This is a genomic window from Pseudoalteromonas sp. MMG012, assembly GCF_018100875.1.
Lineage (GTDB): Bacteria > Pseudomonadota > Gammaproteobacteria > Enterobacterales > Alteromonadaceae > Pseudoalteromonas > Pseudoalteromonas aurantia.
This window is the reverse complement of record NZ_JAGJEF010000006.1, coordinates 109,615-126,560: the sequence shown is the minus strand read 5'-3', so window position 1 is coordinate 126,560 and position 16,946 is coordinate 109,615. Positions and strand designations below refer to the sequence as shown.

The 16,946-nt window shown below is 37.2% G+C and carries 16 protein-coding genes and 1 tRNA gene; 16 read left to right on the top strand and 1 reads right to left on the bottom strand.

Features of this window, described 5'->3' with window-relative positions; all coding sequences use genetic code 11:
• Window positions 1-3: 3 nt before the first annotated feature.
• A tRNA-His gene (locus J8L97_RS03845) sits at window positions 4-79 on the bottom strand.
• Between the two features lie 180 nt (window positions 80-259).
• Between J8L97_RS03845 and J8L97_RS03840 the strand changes: the two genes are divergently transcribed.
• The 16 genes from J8L97_RS03840 (at window position 260) to J8L97_RS03765 (ending at window position 16,628) form a co-directional block, all read left to right on the top strand.
• Window positions 260-1,078 carry a mechanosensitive ion channel family protein gene (locus J8L97_RS03840; protein WP_192508456.1) on the top strand — a complete coding sequence of 273 codons (819 nt, stop codon included), beginning with the start codon at window positions 260-262 and terminating at the stop codon, window positions 1,076-1,078.
• Window positions 1,079-1,097: 19 nt separating this feature from the next.
• Complete coding sequence (locus J8L97_RS03835) at window positions 1,098-1,880, top strand: YdiY family protein (RefSeq protein WP_211047927.1); 783 nt, start codon at window positions 1,098-1,100, stop codon at window positions 1,878-1,880.
• Between the two features lie 124 nt (window positions 1,881-2,004).
• Window positions 2,005-4,650 (top strand): SLBB domain-containing protein, encoded by a 2,646-nt coding sequence (locus J8L97_RS03830; protein ID WP_409455148.1) that lies wholly within the window; start codon window positions 2,005-2,007, stop codon window positions 4,648-4,650.
• Between the two features lie 9 nt (window positions 4,651-4,659).
• Window positions 4,660-5,598: a Wzz/FepE/Etk N-terminal domain-containing protein gene (locus J8L97_RS03825; protein ID WP_211047926.1), complete on the top strand. Its 939-nt coding sequence runs from the start codon at window positions 4,660-4,662 to the stop codon at window positions 5,596-5,598.
• 90 nt (window positions 5,599-5,688) lie between these two features.
• Window positions 5,689-6,774 (top strand): UDP-N-acetylglucosamine--undecaprenyl-phosphate N-acetylglucosaminephosphotransferase, encoded by a 1,086-nt coding sequence (gene wecA / locus J8L97_RS03820; protein ID WP_211047925.1) that lies wholly within the window; start codon window positions 5,689-5,691, stop codon window positions 6,772-6,774.
• A complete protein-coding gene (gspG, locus tag J8L97_RS03815; RefSeq protein ID WP_211047924.1) occupies window positions 6,767-7,186 on the top strand; it encodes a type II secretion system major pseudopilin GspG in 420 nt (139 codons plus the stop codon). The genes wecA and gspG overlap by 8 nt, the downstream gene beginning before the upstream one ends.
• On the top strand, window positions 7,186-8,838 hold the full coding sequence (locus tag J8L97_RS03810) for a GspE/PulE family protein (RefSeq protein ID WP_211047923.1): 1,653 nt from the start codon (window positions 7,186-7,188) through the stop codon (window positions 8,836-8,838). Before gspG ends, J8L97_RS03810 begins: the two co-directional genes overlap by 1 nt.
• Window positions 8,838-10,037 (top strand): type II secretion system F family protein, encoded by a 1,200-nt coding sequence (locus tag J8L97_RS03805; RefSeq protein ID WP_211047922.1) that lies wholly within the window; start codon window positions 8,838-8,840, stop codon window positions 10,035-10,037. The genes J8L97_RS03810 and J8L97_RS03805 overlap by 1 nt, the downstream gene beginning before the upstream one ends.
• Window positions 10,037-10,453, top strand: coding sequence for a Tfp pilus assembly protein FimT/FimU (locus J8L97_RS03800; RefSeq protein WP_211047921.1), 417 nt, complete (start codon window positions 10,037-10,039; stop codon window positions 10,451-10,453). Before J8L97_RS03805 ends, J8L97_RS03800 begins: the two co-directional genes overlap by 1 nt.
• A gap of 13 nt (window positions 10,454-10,466) precedes the next feature.
• Window positions 10,467-10,895, top strand: coding sequence for a type II secretion system protein J (locus tag J8L97_RS03795; protein WP_211047920.1), 429 nt, complete (start codon window positions 10,467-10,469; stop codon window positions 10,893-10,895).
• Entirely contained in the window at window positions 10,888-11,559 is a 672-nt protein-coding gene (locus J8L97_RS03790) for a type II secretion system protein J (RefSeq protein ID WP_211047919.1), read from the top strand. The genes J8L97_RS03795 and J8L97_RS03790 overlap by 8 nt, the downstream gene beginning before the upstream one ends.
• Window positions 11,559-12,425: a type II secretion system protein GspK gene (locus J8L97_RS03785; protein ID WP_211047918.1), complete on the top strand. Its 867-nt coding sequence runs from the start codon at window positions 11,559-11,561 to the stop codon at window positions 12,423-12,425. The genes J8L97_RS03790 and J8L97_RS03785 overlap by 1 nt, the downstream gene beginning before the upstream one ends.
• A 3-nt stretch (window positions 12,426-12,428) precedes the next feature.
• Window positions 12,429-13,514, top strand: coding sequence for a hypothetical protein (locus J8L97_RS03780; protein WP_211047917.1), 1,086 nt, complete (start codon window positions 12,429-12,431; stop codon window positions 13,512-13,514).
• 1 nt (window position 13,515) lies between these two features.
• Window positions 13,516-14,076: a hypothetical protein gene (locus tag J8L97_RS03775; RefSeq protein ID WP_211047916.1), complete on the top strand. Its 561-nt coding sequence runs from the start codon at window positions 13,516-13,518 to the stop codon at window positions 14,074-14,076.
• Window positions 14,073-14,573, top strand: a complete 501-nt coding sequence (locus tag J8L97_RS03770) for a hypothetical protein (RefSeq protein WP_211047915.1) — start codon at window positions 14,073-14,075, stop codon at window positions 14,571-14,573. Before J8L97_RS03775 ends, J8L97_RS03770 begins: the two co-directional genes overlap by 4 nt.
• Window positions 14,574-16,628 (top strand): secretin N-terminal domain-containing protein, encoded by a 2,055-nt coding sequence (locus J8L97_RS03765; protein WP_211047914.1) that lies wholly within the window; start codon window positions 14,574-14,576, stop codon window positions 16,626-16,628.
• Window positions 16,629-16,946 lie beyond the last annotated feature (318 nt).

The following is a 16,946-nucleotide window of genomic DNA, read 5'->3' as shown; positions in this document are numbered from 1 at the left end:
AGATGGGGCGACTGATGGGGCTCGAACCCACGACAACCGGAATCACAATCCAGGGCTCTACCAACTGAGCTACAGCCGCCACAACACACCTCGTTTGGTGTGGCGCGGATAATACATAATAATTCGCGTCTTGCAAAGTAAAAAATGCAATTTTTTCTAAAAAAGGAAAAAAGTAAAAAAAGTCATCCCATACAGCAAATATTCATATAACCTATGTAAGATCCGACAAAACTATTATAAGCGCTCACTAGGAGGCTCTATGGAAACCATCATCAATTGGGTAAACGATAATTCAGATATGTTACTGCGTTATGGGATTCAAGTTATTCTGGCAGTTGTAATTCTGTTGTTAGGAATTAAGGTTGCTAAACTCTGTAGTGGATTGACCGAAAAAGCATTCTCAAAGCGAAAAATTGACAAAGCGGTTGGTGGGTTTGTTGCAAATATTATTTATGCACTTGTGTTTGCTGCAACGGTATTGATGGCGCTATCACAAGTGGGTATTGAAACAACATCGTTCATCGCTATTCTCGGTGCAGCAGGTTTAGCTGTGGGTTTAGCCTTACAGGGGTCATTATCAAACTTTGCATCAGGCGTGTTGATTATTATGCTAAGGCCTTTCAAATCAGGTGATTTCATTGAAGCTGGCGGGAAGTCAGGTAGTGTTGAGAAGATAGAGATATTTTCTACAGAGTTACGTACGCCTGATAACAAAGTTATTATTATGCCTAATTCGGCTATTATGTCTGGTGCAATCGTCAATTACTCAAGAGAGAAAACCCGCCGTATCGATTTGGTGATTGGTGTAAGTTATGACGCAGATTTAAAGCAAGCGAAGCAAGTATTACAAAATGTATTAGACAAAGAAACACGACTTTTAACAGATCCAGCTTACACCGTTGCCGTATCTGAACTTGCTGACTCAAGTGTTAATTTTGTCGTGAGACCTTGGGTAAACACATCCGATTATTGGCCAACTTACTTTAGTTTGGTAGAAAATATAAAGATTTCTCTTGATGAAGCAGGAATTGGTATTCCATTTCCTCAAATGGATGTCCACCTTCATAAAGACTCTTAACAGAAAGGTTATAAAAGTAATGAAAGTTAAATTGTTATCTATGTGTGTATGTGTTGCTGTGATGTCAAATGCCTATGCTGAGGATATAAAAAGTGAACAAACATGGGAAGTGACCAGTGAAGTGGGCGCTATCATTACCAGCGGTAATACAGAAACAACGACTCTAAAAGGTAATTTGAAAGCAAAGCATCGGCTAGAAAATTGGCACAATGAATATAAAGTGAGTGGCATTTTCAAAGAAGATGAAATTGAAAATGACGATGGAAATAAAGTAAAAGAGCGTACTAACGAAAAATATTCTTTATCGATGCAAGGTAATTATAAGCTTGATAGCGATAGCAGTCACTTATTCGTGCTTGGTTCATATGTATCAGACTCTTTTGGCGCTTATCGTTCCGAAGCTGTTGCATCGGTTGGTTATGGTTTAAGGTTACTAGACCGTGATGATATGGAACTGAGTTTTGAAGTGGGTCCAGGTGTTAAGCGTTTTGAGTATCAAGATGACAGTACTGAATTAGACAATGGCACACCATTGGCGGGTACTTCTGAAAACGAATTTATCGGCGTTGCAAAAATGGATTACAGTTGGCAAATATCTGAAAATGCCAAGTTCACACAACTTTTTTCTGTCGAAACCGGTAGCACAAATACGAAGAGCACGTCAGAATCTGCTTTGTTAACTAAGATTAACGGTTCGCTGCAAATGAAAGTTGCTTACAACATTATAAACAATTCAGAAGTAGATGATGGCAAAGAAAGTACAGATACTGAAACGTCACTGACGTTAGTATATAGCTTTTAGTTATTACAATTTTCAACAAAAATGGGGCCTTTGGTCCCATTTTTTTTATGTTGGAAATACGATACAATACGCCGGTTAACTCACACACTTAATTGATAAGGGTATATTTGTGAAGTTCAGTAAATTGGTGGTCATTGCGGCTTTATTATGTTTATTTTTCAGTGTGCTTATGGAAAGTGCTATTGCAGCCTCTCCATCCGCGCAGCAGATGGAGCAATTCAAAAAGCTGCCAAAAGCTCAACAAGAAGCGCTTGCAAAAAAATATGGGTTGGACTTAGGTAGCTTAAAAACAAATTCAACTACGAGTAATGAACCAGAACTTCCAAAAGAAACGATTCAACCGCGAATACTTGATGAGGCCTATGAGATTGAAGAGAAGTTCAAGCCTCAATTAGAAAAATTAAAGCCCTTTGGGTACGAGTTGTTTGCGGGTAATCCAACCACATTTATGCCGACTGAGCTTGCAGCCATCCCGGACACTTATCTAGTCGGAGTCGGTGATGTAATCAAAATTAACTTTTACGGTAAAATGAATCAGGAACATGAGCTTAAGATTGACCGTGAAGGACGTTTATTAATACCTGAATTATCTCCGATAGGGGTTGTTGGGCTACAGTTTCAAGAGCTCAAAGAATTAGTGAAAGCTAAAGTCTCTAAAGAAATGATAGGTGTGCAAGCATTTATTAGCATGGGTACGTTAAACCCAATGCGTATTATGATTGTTGGTGAAGCATATAAACCAGGAAGCTATACGGTCTCACCATTAGCTACAGTGACACATGCATTGTTTGTAGCGGGTGGCGTAAATGAAACGGGGTCACTTCGAAGCATTCAAGTTAAACGCGCTGGAAAACTAGTTACTAAATTCGATTTATACGATTTGCTGCTGTTTGGTGATAGCTCTAATGACGTAGTACTCAAGCCTGGTGATGTTGTATTTATTCCTCCAGCGGCGAAAAGAATCACAGTAAAAGGTGAGGTGAATAGGCAAGCTATTTTTGAGTTGAAAGAGACCGATTCTATCGACAGCGTGATTGCTATGTCTGGTGGGTTTAAAGCAAGTGCGCAAACTTCAAAAGTGGCTGTTTCGCGCTATAACGGCGATGGAAAGCGCATTACGTTAAATTATGATTTTGCAAATAACACGAACTATAAGCCTAATAATGGTGATGAGATTAAAGTTAATGCGACGTCAAGCCGATTACAAAACACAATAACACTTGTTGGTGCTGTAACTAGCCCAGGTCACTATCAATGGCAGCCAAATAAGACCGTTAGGGATGTATTTTCTAGCCCAAGAGAGGATCTACTTTCTCTTGCTGATTACTCTTACTCTTTAGTTGTTAGGGAAGCTAATTTAGAAGGAGACATAGAGGTTATTCAGTTTTCTTTGGAAGATGTTGTTATAAAAAAGAATCACGATGTTGAGTTACGCAGTAATGACATTATCGTGGTTTTTAGCCGTTATGCTCTGATAGAAGATGAACAGTCATTACTATCGGACTTAGCCTACAATGAGGAGCAGTTGAAACTGCGAGAAAATATTCGATTATGGAAGAAGTATGAGAAAGACGAGTTCTTGAATTATATTGGCTTACAGGTAGAAGAAGATCTAGAAGAAAAAGAATCAATTAACAGTATATCTGCACTTTTTGAAGTAAATGATGAAATCAAAGATAACGAGTATGCTGTATTTAGTCGTCATAACTTATTGTCTCCGATTATTGCAAAATTGCAGAAACAATCATCTGCAACTGAACCTGCCAAATTGTTTGCCGTTAATGGTAAGGTGAAATTCCCTGGAGTTTATCCGCTCCCTAAATTAGCTAACTTTGAGAAAGTGGTAAATGCTTCAGGTGGTTTATTAGAATCAGCTTATCTTGAAAATGTAGAATTAACCCGTATTGATTTTGAGGGAAGTGATAAAGTTCAACACTTACAATTTAATGCGGTAGATGAGTTAGAAGCGCCAACACATGAAATTGTCAGTAAAGATACAATTAATATTTTTCCAAAGCCACATTGGCAAGAGCGGTTAGAAGTTGAAGTAATTGGAGAGGTTTCATTTCCAGGTACGTATACCATTCGACGCGGAGAAACATTAGAAAGCTTACTTGAGCGAGCAGGAGGATTTAGTAAATTTGCCCATAAAAACGGTGCCATATTCACTAGAGAGTCGATTAAAATAAAGGAAGCATCACAATTACAAAAGCTTACGCAAGATCTGAGAAGAAATATAGTGACCAACAGTTTTCAAAAAAACTCAGCTACGAGCGCAAATTTATCATATAGTGACATGGATAAAATATTGAAAGACCTTTCAAAAGTAGAGGCGTTAGGTCGGTTACTTATAGATTTAGACAATGTATCTACACAAACTTTGCAGTTAGAAGATGGAGATGCACTATATGTTCCGCCAATGCAGGATTCAGTCAGTGTGATTGGAGAGGTGAATGTTGTTTCTACACATATTTATGATGCGAATAAAGATGTGAAAAGTTATTTAGCCGCAAGTGGTGGGTTAAAACAGAAGGCAGATGATGACCGCATTTATATTATTAAAGCGAATGGTTCAGTGGTCATCCCTCATGGTCATAATTCTTGGTTTGCAGTGAACAGTAAAAGTAACTTATTGTCCCCAGGAGATACCATTGTTGTTCCATTAGATACTCAACACCTTGATAGCCTAACACTATGGAGCACCGCAACTCAGATTATCTATCAACTCGGCTTAGCGGCGGCGTCGCTTAATTCATTAAGCAGTAAATAAGGCATTTTTGTGGAAATTAAAGAGTCGGATATAATTAAAAGTCATGAAATTGATTTGTCAGAAATCTTACGAGCGTTGTACCAAGGTAAAATAGTTATTATCCTCTGCTCGTTAGTTTTCTCTGTCTGTGGTGTTTATTACGCATTGTCTTTGCCCAATGTGTACAAAGCCACAGCGTTGCTATCTCCCGTTGAAGAAGCTCAAGGCGGAATGTTGAATGGATTAAAGTCGGATTTAGGCGGATTAGCATCTATAGCAGGGGTTAATTTAGGTGGAAGTGGTGGAAATAAATCAGCATTGGCATTGCAAATTTTACAAAGCCGAGGCTTTTTAAATCAATTTGTTGATAAATATGACTTGAAACCAATATTAATGGCTACGAATGGCTGGGAGCTTTCTGCTAATAAATTAACGTATAATTCTAATGTATATGATCTCAATACTGAGCAATGGATACGTGACGTTAGCCCTCCACGGAACTCTGTGCCAGGTATTCAAGAGGTTTATGAACATATTTTATCTCAGAATTTGACTGTGGTTGAGGATAAGAAAAAAGATCTTGTGTGGCTTTCCATTACACATTTTTCTCCTGTAGTTGCGAAAGATTTAGTGGACAAACTAGTGATTGAAATTAATGCTCGCATGCAAGAAGATGATATAAAGCAAGCAACGACGAAGATCAACTACTTGAAAAAAACACTTAACGAAACATCAATAGCTGATATGCAGAAAATATTTTATCAATTAATAGAACAGCAAGAGCAAACAAAAATGTTGGCTCTAACGCAATCTCAATATGTATTCAGAACAATTGATCCAGCAATACTTCCTGACATAAAAGACGGACCGAAACGAGCACTGATTTGTATCGGCTTTTTTTTCTTAGGGTTTGTGCTGTCGTTGATGATTGTTTTATTCAGGTATTTTGTTATTTCTAAAAAGTCTTAGGACTAAACTGTTATTAAGTGTTATCGGCAATTTTTTTTATGTCGTAAATGCTATATAATACCGCGTTAATATTGATTAGTTGATGGAATTATGTGGATTTGTATGGTCATCTTTTTTGCTTTTTTAGCATCTTATTGCTCTATTTTTATGATCAAACCAGTGGCCGAAAAAGTAGGCCTCGTGGATACCCCATGTAATAGAAAGCGTCATGTTGGAGCTATCCCTCTTATAGGGGGGGTTTCAATCTTTTTCGCTGTGTTAATTTCCATTATTGTATTTTTACCAATGGAACGTCGTTTAGTTGTATATTTAATATGTGCGGCTGCAATTGTTCTCCTCGGTGTTATAGATGATTACCGACAACTAGGTGTTAAAGTTCGGTTGTGTGTTCAATCGCTAGTTGCTCTTTTAATGATGTGGGGGTCAGAGACCTATATTCATAATTTGGGTAATGTATTTGGTTTTGGTGGTATTGAACTTGGCTATTGGGGCATACCTTTTACTGTTGTAGCAGTTATAGCGGCAATAAACGCATTTAATATGATCGATGGTATTGATGGTTTAGCGGGCGCTATGAGTATTATTACATTTGCGGCCATTTTGGTTTTAATGATTATCAATGGTGGTGAGCTGAGTGTGTTACCACTGATTATTATAGCCACAATAGTACCTTATTTAGCGTTTAATCTAGGTGTCTTGGGTCACAAAAATAGAAAGATATTTATGGGCGACGCTGGGTCAATGTTTATTGGGCTAAGTGTCATTTGGCTACTAATGATAGCAACTCAATCTAGTACAAGTAATGCGTTTAGTCCTGTCACGGCCTTATGGATAATCTCAATCCCTTTGATGGATATGATGGCCATAATTATTCGGCGCATAAAGAAACGACAATCTCCTTTTATGGCCGATAGAGATCATTTACATCATGTTTTTATGCGTATAGGTTTTAGTTCACGAAAGGCACTGGCCAGTATTAGTTTTTTTGCGATAATTTTTGCTGCTATTGGTGTTTTAGGGGAACTAATAGGTGTCCCTGAGTATCTGATGTTAATTCTATTTGTCGTTGTGTTTATTAGTTATTCGGCATGTATTCAACATGCATGGAAAGTTGCACGGTTTCTTAGGAAATATATTTTTAAAAAGCAGGCTGTTAGGGTTAGGAAATATGAATAATAAAAAAAATGCCTATGGTAAGTATCATTCAGGTTTTACCATGATGGAATTGTTAATTGTTATTGTTATTTTAGGCTTATTAGCATCGCTGGTTGCTCCTAAGTTTTTTGATAAATTGGGCACTGCTGAAAGAGGCGTCGCGGCGAGCCAAATGTCGGCATTTGAAACTGCACTTGATACATATAGGTTAGATGTAGGGCAATATCCAAGCTCTTTAGAAAGTTTAAGAAAAAGTGAACATAAGCGGTGGGATGGGCCTTATTTACCTAAAAATATTCCCTTAGATCCTTGGGGAAACCCTTATGTATTCAAAAACCCCGGAGAAGATGGAAACCCATATTTGCTAATGTCCTATGGTGCAGATGGAAAAGAAGGTGGCGAAGACAATAATAAAGATATAGTTCACCAATAATGGATATTCAGTCAGTATTACTCTCTAAGTTTGAGATATTGAGCCAAGATCTAGAAAAAGCTTTAGCTTATCAGAGCAAACATGGTGGTAGGTTGGAGACAACACTGGTTAATATGGGTTGTTTGTCAGATGAACAAATCCCAGAGCTATTGTCACTTGTCTTGGAGTTACCTCTGTTTGAGCCGAATAACTGGGTAAATGTAGAACAACCTAAACTTGCGATTGAAGAAGTATCTTTTTTATTAGAGCATGACTGGTTTCCGCTGAAAGTTATTGAAAATAAATGGTATTTTGCCTCTGTCTACCCTCTTGATTTGTCGGTTAATGACTGGTTGAAAAAGAGTCAGATCCACGCGGAGGTTTTTGTAGCTAGTGATTCTCAATTACAAGTCTTGCGAGCATTATATGATAATACTGACCTCGAAGAGGGTCATTTTGAATACAGTGACGCTGAAGAAGAAAAGCTAAAGGAGTTAGCTTCCGAAGCTCCAGTTGTTAATTTGCTTAATGCTCTGATGGCAAAAGCTTTGAGGCAAGGAGCATCAGACATGCATCTTGAACCATATGAAGGGACATATCGTGTTAGGTATCGTGTTGATGGTGTATTACATGAGGTCGACAGGCTAGCTTCCAAAATGCAAATGCCTTTAGTAACGCGATTAAAGATTCTGTCCGGTATGGATATTGCCGAAAAACGCCGCCCTCAAGATGGTAAGATTGAAACTCGAGTTGCTAACCAAGATATTGATATTCGAGTTTCAGCGCTTCCCCTAAATGATGGTGAGTCCATTGTTATGCGATTTTTAAGAAAAGACAATGTTCAGTACGATATGTCTGTATTAGGTCTTTCTGATGACATTGAAGCGATGATCAAAGCTGATATTAAATCTACCTCAGGGGTTGTATTATTAACAGGGCCAACAGGCTCAGGTAAAACAACAACGTTATATACATTTTTAAATGCTTTAAATAACGATGATGTAAAAATTATTACATTGGAAGATCCCGTTGAATATCAATTACCAGGGATCAATCAAGTACAAGTTAATAGTGATATTGGCTTTGACTTTGCTGCAGGATTAAGGTCAATTGTACGTCAAGACCCAGATGTTATTATGTTGGGTGAAATACGAGACAAAGAAACGGCACAAATAGCATTACAGTCTGCGTTAACTGGGCACTTAGTATTTAGTACAGTACATACAAATGATGCAGCGAGTGCATATACTCGCTTACTTGATTTAGGCGTTGAAGAGTTTTTATTAAACGCGGCTTTAGTATCAATTGTTGCACAGCGTTTAACTAGGAAACTGTGTACTATGTGTAGTGTACCGCATCCAGAATCAGCGTCTTTGATTGATAAGTACGAGTTATCTAACTTTATTAAATCTTATGGTTTGGAAATGGTTGACTTAAGAAAGGGCAGCGGTTGTGAGCATTGTTCTTTCACTGGCTTTAAAGGGCGAATGGCTGTTACCGAATATCTTCATTGTGATGAAACTATTAAATCATTGCCAAAAAACTCAGATTTTATTGAACGTGCGAAATCACATAACCGCAGCATACATCGCAGAACACTGTTGGAAGATGGGCTTTATAAAGCATGTCAGGGGCTTACAACAATAGATGAAGTTCTAAGGGTTGCAGGGTAATGATATGGTTTGAATATAAAGGGTTTGATTCGTCAGGCGCGAAAGTAGAAGGACAAATAGAGGCTAAGAAACAAGAAGTGGCCCTAATTGAATTAAAAAAACAGGGGTTACATATTGTCAAGTTAAATAAACTTGATACACGAGAAGGCTTTTCATTTATATCTAGTAAAGTATCTTTGGCTGATCTAGAGTTCTTAACGGCAGAACTGAGTTTACTTCTTGAAAGCGGTGTTAGAATAGATAAAGGTATAGATATAATAAGGAAAGCAAAAGCAAAGCCCGCTCTTTCACTTGTATTAAATGCCATTAGTAAAGATTTAAAACAAGGGAGTTCGTTATCTTCTGCATGTCGTTCTCATCCTTTAATTTTTGATGAATTATATTGTAATTTAATCGAACTAGGGGAAGAGTCTGGTAGTTTAAGTGTGATTTTTTCTGATTTAGCTACAGACCTTAAGTTTAAACGGGATCTAAGAGCTAAAGTAATAGGTTCGATGACCTATCCCCTAGTAATATTATCAGTTTGTCTTTTAAGCATTTTTTTTATATTTAATGTCATTATTCCTAAAATGGCAGTTATGTTTTCTGAGGCAAAAGACCTACCTTGGTATACTCAGATAATGCTTAGTACTAGTGAGTGGATGACTCATTACCAATATTTCTTACTATTATTTCTTTTCATAATGACTTTAGGGTTAACTTTTAGCCTGAAAAAACCTTCAGTTGTTCGAAGGTTTCAAAAAGTAGCATTACGCTTACCTTTGATAAAAGGAGCAATTTTAATGGTGGAAAGAATTCGCTTTAATTCAGGTTTAGCTATGATGATAAAGTCTGGTGTGGCGATAGATCGAGCAATGGACTTATCGATAGGGAACATCAAAAACCATATTATTAAGCGAGAACTAGAGATAGCTAGAGCTAAAGTTAAGCGTGGAAGTTTGTTAACATCAGCTTTAAAACAAACATCTTTATACCCAGAATTTTTTGTTTCATTATTAGAGGTGGGAGAAGAATCAGGAAATTTAGAAAGGGTTTTTCAAGAAATCGCCAACCGTTCTAGACAAGAGTTTGAGTCGTGGACGAGTAAGATGACAACGTTACTTGAGCCATTAATGATTCTTTTTATGGGTGGGATTATCGGGAGCGTTGTTGTCGTGATGTTGCTTAGTATGGTGTCGCTTAATGATATTGGTTTTTGATGTCTGCTTTATTTAGTCATAATAACGGGTTTACATTAATTGAATTGATGGTAGTTATGATCATCACTGCACTATTAATGGGTATTGTCGGGCCACTCGCATTTAATAGTTTAGAAAGAGTCGAGGCAAAAGCTGAGTTACTCTCATTAAATCAAGTTATATCAAAATCAGGGCAACATGCTTTTACTCATAATCAATCGATATTAATTAAGTTCGCCGGTCGAGAGCTTAAAATTGTCACTCAGCCTAAGGGTGAGTTACTTCGCGCTATTGATCTTGAGTTTCTTTTTTTCCAACCTCAAGAAATATATATAACTAAGAGTGGTTTAACGCTTACTCCAGAAATTCACACTCGCTATAAAAATAAAGAAATGACTTTGAATGTAAAGCACCTACTTACTGGAGCCGCACAATGAAAGGTGAGTTGTTATGAGCAAGCGACAACAAGGGTTTACATTAGTAGAGGTGCTAGTTGCCAGTGTTATTTTATTCTCTGTATTGGCAGTAGTGAGTTTAGTATATAGAGGTGCTATTACAGCGAGTGTAAAAGCAACCCAGCATTTAAAAATTAATGCAGAAGCTCGTATGCTAATAGTGAAAATAGAACAAAGTATTTTAGAGCTTAGTACATCAGAAATAAATAAAACGCAGCAAAAAGGACAAGTCAACGGTATTGAGTATATTTGGAAAGCTCAGGTTATAGATTTTCGTTCAGCTCCAAAAAAATTCGATGTAGATTTAGGCACTTTTATTGTACCACCAAGAAAGTACAAATTATGGCGTGTAACATTAAATTTGGAACACGGAGGTGTATCGAAAGAGCTTACATTCCATCAATTAGGGTGGAACAATGCGTAAAAGTAGTGGCTTTAGTCTTATAGAGCTTATGATTTCGTTAGTTATTTTAGCGATGCTTCTGAGCACAGCCACAATGGCTTATCAGCTATTGTTAACTCGTTGGCAAAAAGGGTTAGATAAATTTGAACTAAGTTATCAGACGTACCGTGGTAATGAGCTTATTCAGTCGGTATTTTCGGGTATTTATCCTTACGTGGTGACCGACCAATCAGGTCGACCTTCATTTTTTTTTATTGGAAAAGATGATAGTTTGTTAGCGGTTACGCGCAATGGTTTATTTAGCGAAGAGCATCCTGAAGTTTTTCGGATCTCTTTAGTAAAAAAAGCAGATCAGTATTATCAACTTGTATATCAAAGTACCTCAATAAATAATTACTTGTTGTTAAAAACAGATCAAGAAATTGAGTTTGAGCACCAAATAGTATTACTGGATCACTTAGTAAGTGCCAGCTTCCGTTATTTTGGATTGGAAAGTCTTGTACAAGCAACGAGCGCTCCGGTACCAAGTATGCAATGGTTTCATACTTTTTCTGGTATAGATAATCAGTTAATACCAAGATACACCGAATTAGCCTTAATTTCTGCGGTAGGGGAATCTCAATTACTGGGTCGTCATAACAGTGAATCTTTTGGTGAACTGTCCAGCTATTTTGAGAGTTATTAATGAGTCAAAAAGGCATAGCATTAGTTCAGGTCTTACTATTTAGCGCAATATTAAGTATTATTTCTCTTTATTTCTCTAGTTTATCTAAAGAGCAAGTTGCGGTGGCGTATGCGGCAAATAGTAAAACAGAAGCTTTTGTCGAATTACATAGTGCAAGACAACGACTACTATTTGATTTACTCATTACCGAAAAAACACTTGTTACCTCATCATCACAGCCATATGGGTGGAATTTTTTTGGTGAGCGCTTTGATTTGAATGAGCATGCAGAGGCTCAGTTGTTCGATCTATCGTCTAAACTTAATATCCGTTACCCAGAGAGAGCGAGGTTACGCAAGTTGCTGAAGTATCTAGAAAATAGTGAAGAGCAAGCTAACACTTGGATCGCGAACTTGTTGGACTATCAAGATATTGATAAAGTAACTAATTTGGGTTCTGATGAGCATATATTTAGTGGAACCAATAATAGAAATGGTCCTATTAGTGATAAAAGTGAGCTGATGAGTATGGGCTTAAATAATGTGACATTGGAGGCTTTGCTTGAAAATGTAACTATTTATCGAGCATATGAGTTCAATCCTATAAATGCATCTCCCGCATTACTAGAAGCTTTATATGGGTCACAAATAAAAGAAAGAGTCCTTACATTACGTAGAAAAGAAAGCTTAACGAAAGCTGAGTTTATAGCAGAAACGAATATTAAAGAAGAAGATGGTGTTTTTATTTTCCCTTCAAATGATTTAGATATGATTATTACTAGTAAAGTAAATGACGTTTCTATATCACAAAAATGGACTGTAAGGCTTCGGCCATACGCCACTCTCAATACTTCACCAGTAAGTGTTTTAATAGTGAATGAGCAATAGCAGATGAACCTCCAATCTATAAAAAGTATGTTATTTGAACGCATCATATTACCTCACATTGGATATTATGATGGGAAGTTATTTGCTTTTATTAATAAAAGTGGAACTGTTCAACTTACTCCAGCAGACGAAAATACAAATCCAATTGTCACCATAATCGCAAGGAGCAAGTATTCTGAGCACTTGAAAAGTGTGCCTATTGAAGAACGAAAACAAGTGATTCAATTACTAAAAATTGAGAAGGGTCATGGAAATGACTCAGTATATGACGTGACAAGTACCGAGGAAGGGAAGACGTTTTTCAATGAATGGCAGTTTGAGCATGTTCCCTTTAAAACTAATTTTTTAATTCCTGAAACAGCTATAATTGCAGGAAGTAGTGAAAAAAATACAGTGGTGACGATTAAAGATGACTCTGAGCTATATGTTGCGTCTGGACGTCGAGGTATTAACTCCTCTTATCAAACAGCTTTTATTAAAAATGAGTCACATTTTAAAGCTTCTATTGGTCAAGGGGAAACAAATTCACAACATATTTGTTTTGACGGTAATTACAGTCGTTTGGTTCGTTCATTATTTACAATTCCAGTAGGTCAATGGTGGATCTTTTTTCGTCGTAACTCTGTTAGCATTGAAAAGCAAAAGCTCGTTTCTTGGTTAAAATCATTTTCATGTTTGATCACAAGTTACTTTGTCGTATCGTCTATATATTTAATTGGAAACACTGCATATTTAGAGTATCAGCTTGATAAACAGGAAGTTGGAGTGAGCAGCGCTTTATCGTTGCAAGGAGAGGTTGATGGTAAAATGCAGATGTATAACTCTTTCAAACAGTTAGAAGCTCAATTCCATTCGCATTCAGATATTTGGCTAATTATGGCTAGCTTGTTCCGTGATGTTGAAGTGTCAAATATACGCTTTCAAAACAGCCGCTATATATTAAGAGGGCAAGCAGATAAAGCGACTGACATATTGGAACAACTTCTCAATGTAAAAAACATCGAAGATGCGCAATTTGATTTTCCAACTCGAAAGAGTAGAAATAAAGAGGTCTTTGTTCTGAGCTTTAGGATCGGAGAAGTCAATTAAAATGAGCAGTATAAAAAAAGAGTTAGAACAACACGTACTTCTTGTCAGTATTATGTTGTTTTTAATAGTGACTAAGTTTTTACTGGTTCCCGTTATTGAATGGCAAAATAGCATCATTGCAAGTAATGCTATTTTGAGTAAGAAGTTATCTAAAGAACAATCAGTGCTCAAGCGTGAAAAGAATAATGTTGAATTATCTCAATTATTGGATGAAGTATTATTAGATGCTAACAAAGCTGTGTTTCCAATGGCACAAGAAGTCACGTTTAAACTAGATACACAGCAGTTATTAGAACAAAAGCTAACAGTTGGGGGGTTAAGTCTAGATCGAATCTCTTGGCAGCCTGCAATTTTTTTTGAAGACGCTAAGTTGAGAAAGTACCTTATAGATGCACAGGTTAGTGGTGATACATTAAAGCTGATTGAATTTTTGGTTGGAATTGATCAACATGCACAGTTAGGGGTGAGTAAGTTTAATATTGATGTGCGAGGAGCGACAAGTAGTTTGGGGACAAGCCGCGCTAGAATTACATTTTACTTATACGCAAGGGTAGAGCAATGATTAATTTGCGCTGGGTTTTCTTATTTTTTATCATATTTATCTTGTCATTAGATGCCAAATCTAGGTTTTTCATTTCTAATGGAAATGCAGAATTACGAACTGAATCACCTACTCCTATACAGAAAATTAAGTGGCAAACAGCTGATAAGAGTAGCGAAATTTTAGAAAGGTACAAGCAATATCAGGAGCTTGAGGACGGGGGGCGAGTTGTAGAAAATGAAGATGAAATGTCGCTCCCAAATGGTGAATATACCAAAGCGCTGTATCAAAATAAGCAAATTGAATTAAAGGCTGTTTTGAGTGGAACTGAGGTGTATGCACTTCTTAATATTACGAATCTAAGTGATAACACGTCTAAATTGGTTAAAGTTAGAGAGGGTGAAAATGTATTAGGATTTTCACTAAACGTGATTTCGCAGATTAAAGTTGAGTTATCAGCCAAAGAAAAGAAAGTACTGTTGATGATGTATCAACCTCAAATGAAAGAGAAAGTATAGATGAATGCCATTAAGTTAATGCCAGCTTCCCTTATGGTCATGTTAGTTTTGACTGGGTGTCAAAGTACTAAAGAAACAGGGAGAACACTTAAAGTTGAATCGTCCTATTTGGAAAGCGGGTTAGCGCAAAAAGAAAAACTAGAAAGAGGAAACGCCAAAAAAGATAAAGTTGCCAGCCCCCGCAGCGCGTTTGCGTATTTGAAACAGTTAAACTTTGATGAGAACAATAATAATAAACAAGCGCTTCAATCAGGGTTTAGTGAAACCGATACAGTCACTATCAGCTCAGATAATTTAGCGGTAAAAGATTTTTTACACTATGTTTTTGGGGAACTGCTTGGGGTCAGTTACATTGTGGGTGAGCTCAATAGTGCCGAAACTCAAAAACTAACACTGAATCTTCAAAAACCAATATCAAAGCGGAAGCTTTTTGTACTTAGTGAACAGTTACTCAATCAAAAAGGGCTTATTATTAGAGAAAGTGATGGTATTTATTATATCCATCAGTCTACGGATGGCGGCAAGTCAGATATTGCATTTGGATATGGAAATAGCCCAGCATCAATACCTAATACTGCGAAAGATATTATCCAATACGTGCCTTATCAATACGGCAGCCAAGTAGGCATTATTGGCACAATCAATAACCTATTTAATGTCACGGCTAATCCTATTTCACAAAAAAATGCTATGTCAATTAAAGGAAAGAGAGTTGAGTTATTAAAGGTACTTGATTTTATTTCTATGTTAGATAGACCGAGTCTTGCGACCAAGCAAGTTGCTTTGTATAGCCCTATTTACCGGAGCATTGCTGAGTTAAATGAAGAGCTAGAGAGCTTGTTAAAAGAAGATGGTATTTCATATTCAAGTAAAGGGGCTGCGGGAAAAGCGGTATCTAGTGTGCTTTTAGAACGAAGTGGAAAAATGGTACTGTTTGCCACGAATAAGAATGCTTTAGATAGAGTGGAATATTGGCTAGAGCGGTTAGATAAACCGCATAAGGGCAGTGATAAAAAATATCACATTTATCAACCCTCATTTGCAAGAGCAACTGATTTAGGGCTGAGTCTGAGTTCACTCATTGGCGGAAGGGTTACAGGCGCTGATAGAGTTAGTAATAGCACGTCGGCTGAACGAGAAAACTCAGCTACAACTCCAAGCAATACTGGTAATGGTAGTTTAACAGCAGCAAATGCTGATATTCGCTTGGTGGTTGACGAGCGCTCAAACAGTTTAATTATTGAAAGTGATGGAGAAAAATACAGAGAGCTACTCCCTTTGATTAAACGCCTTGATGTGATGCCTAAACAGGTTATGTTAGAGGTCGTCATTGCAGAGGTGCAACTTTCAGGTGCCTTTGAGCAAGGAATTGAATTTGCTTTAACAAATAGATTCAGCAACTCAACGCGTGGCAATGGCTTATTAAGTGGCGCTTCCGGTACTTTAAACTATATATTACGGGGTGCCGACGGCAACTTAACGTTGAATTTTTTAGAAACGAATACCAATGTTGATATTTTGTCAAGGCCTTCAATTGTGGTTCGAGATGGCGTTTCTGCAACGATGAATGCAGGTGATAGCGTTCCTACTGTAGGTAAAATTGTCACAGATCCAACGACAGGGTCGCAACAATCTATAGAATACAGAAAAACAGGTATTCAGCTAACGGTGACTCCGACCATTAATGCACAAGGTGTTGTTATTATGGAAATTACGCAAACCACTAGCAATACTGCGGATGGCTCAAGCACTGTGGATGGTGCGCCTATATTTACTGAGCGTACCATTACTACAGAAGCCGTTGCAGCCAGTGGCCAAACGGTTGTGCTGGGCGGGCTGATCAGAGAAAATAAGACGACCAATGATAACAGCGTCCCTTTTTTCTCTGATTTACCAATATTAGGTAAGTTATTTGAAGGGAAAAAACGCTCAAAAGATAAAGTTGAATTGGTTGTAATGGTAACGCCAAAAGTGATTGAAAGTGCTGAAAGTTGGGAAGATATTCGTGGGAAATTTCTTTCAGGTTTTCAGTTGTTGCAAGTGTCACAACAGTGAGCTTGACATTATAGGTTGACAGTATATATTGAGCTTATGTTTGATATGATGTTATTAATCTGGCCATTGCTTTGGATCAACAGGCTATGGTTTGAGGCACTTTGCTTGACAGAGTGGAAATGTACGCATTAGAATTGGCTTATAGATAATAAAAATGCAAAAACAATGTAATTAATACACATTATAACAAAGAACGACTTGTAGTATTCTTTGCATGCATTTAAAATCTTAATAAATTTGACTGGGTACTGTTTTAACATTTCAGTATCTAATCATAATAATCCTGAATTGAGAGTAGTCTCTTTTTAAGGTTTCATG